This is a genomic window from Gordoniibacillus kamchatkensis, assembly GCF_000829455.1.
Taxonomy (GTDB): domain Bacteria; phylum Bacillota; class Bacilli; order Paenibacillales; family NBRC-103111; genus Gordoniibacillus; species Gordoniibacillus kamchatkensis.
The window spans coordinates 1-2079 of sequence record NZ_JXAK01000137.1; the positions used below are offsets into that span (position 1 = coordinate 1).

The 2079-nt window shown below is 52.2% G+C and carries 1 protein-coding gene, 7 tRNA genes and 1 rRNA gene; all 9 read right to left on the reverse strand.

The window, feature by feature from the left end; translation table 11 throughout:
- Positions 1–424: 424 nt before the first annotated feature.
- Positions 425–817 carry an MFS transporter gene (locus SD70_RS40610; protein WP_052488134.1) on the reverse strand — a complete coding sequence of 131 codons (393 nt, stop codon included), beginning with the start codon at positions 815–817 and terminating at the stop codon, positions 425–427.
- A gap of 262 nt (positions 818–1079) precedes the next feature.
- Positions 1080–1152 (reverse strand) — tRNA-Lys (locus SD70_RS32400).
- Between the two features lie 12 nt (positions 1153–1164).
- A tRNA-Tyr gene (locus SD70_RS32405) sits at positions 1165–1250 on the reverse strand.
- 49 nt (positions 1251–1299) lie between these two features.
- Positions 1300–1372: transfer RNA gene (locus SD70_RS32410), tRNA-Phe, on the reverse strand.
- A 45-nt stretch (positions 1373–1417) separates the two neighbouring features.
- Positions 1418–1494, reverse strand: a tRNA-Asp gene (locus SD70_RS32415).
- Between the two features lie 80 nt (positions 1495–1574).
- Positions 1575–1647, reverse strand: a tRNA-Val gene (locus tag SD70_RS32420).
- A gap of 84 nt (positions 1648–1731) precedes the next feature.
- Positions 1732–1805, reverse strand: a tRNA-Met gene (locus SD70_RS32425).
- Between the two features lie 23 nt (positions 1806–1828).
- A tRNA-Ser gene (locus tag SD70_RS32430) sits at positions 1829–1919 on the reverse strand.
- Between the two features lie 81 nt (positions 1920–2000).
- A 23S ribosomal RNA gene (locus SD70_RS32435) occupies positions 2001–2079 on the reverse strand; the annotation flags it as partial.

The window sequence follows — 2079 nt, forward strand, 5'->3', positions numbered from 1 at the left end:
ATAAAAAATGCACCCCTTAGAAATCATCGGATTAACCTAGGGGTTTTTCCAATGTCTATTCTAAGGGGTGCACTTCATTGTGCTGCCGGGCTTTTTTGTTATATCTTATTTGTTTTACCGCTGCATACAAGCGGACCAGAAAAATGTCGACGATCCCCCGAAGCCTCGCATTCCTTGGCGCAGTCCTTTGTCAGCCGTCGTTTCGTAAGCCCAAGGCTGCCATCCAGGCGATCAAGACACTGGCGGTCGCCGCCAGAAACGCGTCCGAATAAGTTACGGCGTGAAGTCCGTACAGTGGATTCCAGGCGTCCGCCGCTTCCCGTCGTGCGGAAAGCACTACCCCGATTACGCCTGCTCCGACTCCGGCCCCAAGGTACAAAGCCCCTTGGAACAGGCCAATACCGACACCGATCTGATTTTGCGCCTACGAGTTTATCGCGGCGTTGTTGGCGGGCGAGTTCGTCAGCGCGAAAGCGATCCCGGCACCTAAGACGCCAGCCGCGACGGCGCACAGCAAGCTTCCCGCACACAAAATCGCCACGGCAGAGCAGTATAATGTTCTCAACTCGATAAAATCGGACATGCGTCCGTACAGCGGAACGCCAACCGCCAGTACAAGAGCGATGCCGCTCACGACCCAGCTGACTTGCGCCTCCGAAACTGCCAGTTGTTCAGCGATAAGAGCAAGCACCGGGGTAACCATATCCACTGTTACCGCGGCCACGAGGACAGACAAAGCAAGCACCGCCAAGAGCAGATTTGTCGATGCCGGCTTCCAAAGGGATTCGGACGGAACGGACTCCATATTTGATTTCATTTCGATTAGCCTCCTGAAAATGAATAGTTTTGCAATTTCAGGAGGCATCATCCACTGCTTTTTTTGCCAAAGGGCTCACCTCATCTTGTCTGCACTCAAAAGTTGAGGCTCACGGGCGAATCGTCCCCAAACTTCAATGTTACTCAAATTATAGGACTTACCATTCGCAAAGATCAACAATGCACGATATCATAGCAAAAAATAGAAAAAGACCCAATCGCAGCTTTCGGCGACCGAGTCATTGTTTTTGTCATTATAAACGTGAGCCATGAAGGACTCGAACCTTCGACACCCTGATTAAAAGTCAGGTGCTCTACCGACTGAGCTAATGGCTCTTAAAGTATGTATGGTGGAGGCTGATGGATTCGAACCACCGAACTCGTCAGAGAACAGATTTACAGTCTGCTGCGTTTGGCCACTTCGCTAAGCCTCCGGGTTATACGTTCCGCCAGCGCCGTTCGGCGGTTTGACGAAACAACAAGTGGCTCGGGACGGAATCGAACCGCCGACACGAGGATTTTCAGTCCTCTGCTCTACCAACTGAGCTACCGAGCCTTATGTAACTATGCTTATGTTGCCCATTGACGCCGATAATAAAAATGGCGGAGCCGACGGGATTCGAACCCGCGGTCTCCTGCGTGACAGGCAGGCATGTTAGGCCTCTACACCACGGCTCCGCGATAAAAGGTGTTACGGGCTCCGAAAAAGCAAACGGGATAAGCTGCGAAGCTTCACGTCACTTTTTTGGGTAAAACGATGGGCGCTGACGGGATCGAACCGCCGACCCTCTGCTTGTAAGGCAGATGCTCTCCCAGCTGAGCTAAGCGCCCTTACTATTTGTACCAAGCATTCGAGGTCCCCGCAAAGTAATCGGCATACGCTCCATCAGCGCCACGTTACTTTGTGGGGTTTAATAGCGGTGGAGGGGCTCGAACCCCCGACCTCACGGGTATGAACCGTACGCTCTAGCCAGCTGAGCTACACCGCCATATGTATGCATTTGGGAACATGTGGCGGAGAGAGAGGGATTCGAACCCTCGCACCACTTACGCAGTCTAACCCCTTAGCAGAGGGTCCCCTTGAGCCACTTGGGTATCTCTCCATGAGTTCCTAAATGCATTGTTATTCAGGGCTATTCCCTGAAAACTAGATACGAAACGTTACGCAGTAGAAGCTCTATGTTTTGGATAAGCCCTCGACCGATTAGTATTCGTCAGCTCCACGCATTGCTGCGCTTCCACCTCGAACCTATCAACCTCGTC

Coding starts and splice junctions, on each gene's coding strand:
- SD70_RS40610 (WP_052488134.1), bottom strand. CDS start 817: ATGAAATCAAATATGGAGTCCGTTCCGTCCGAATCCCTTTGGAAGCCG.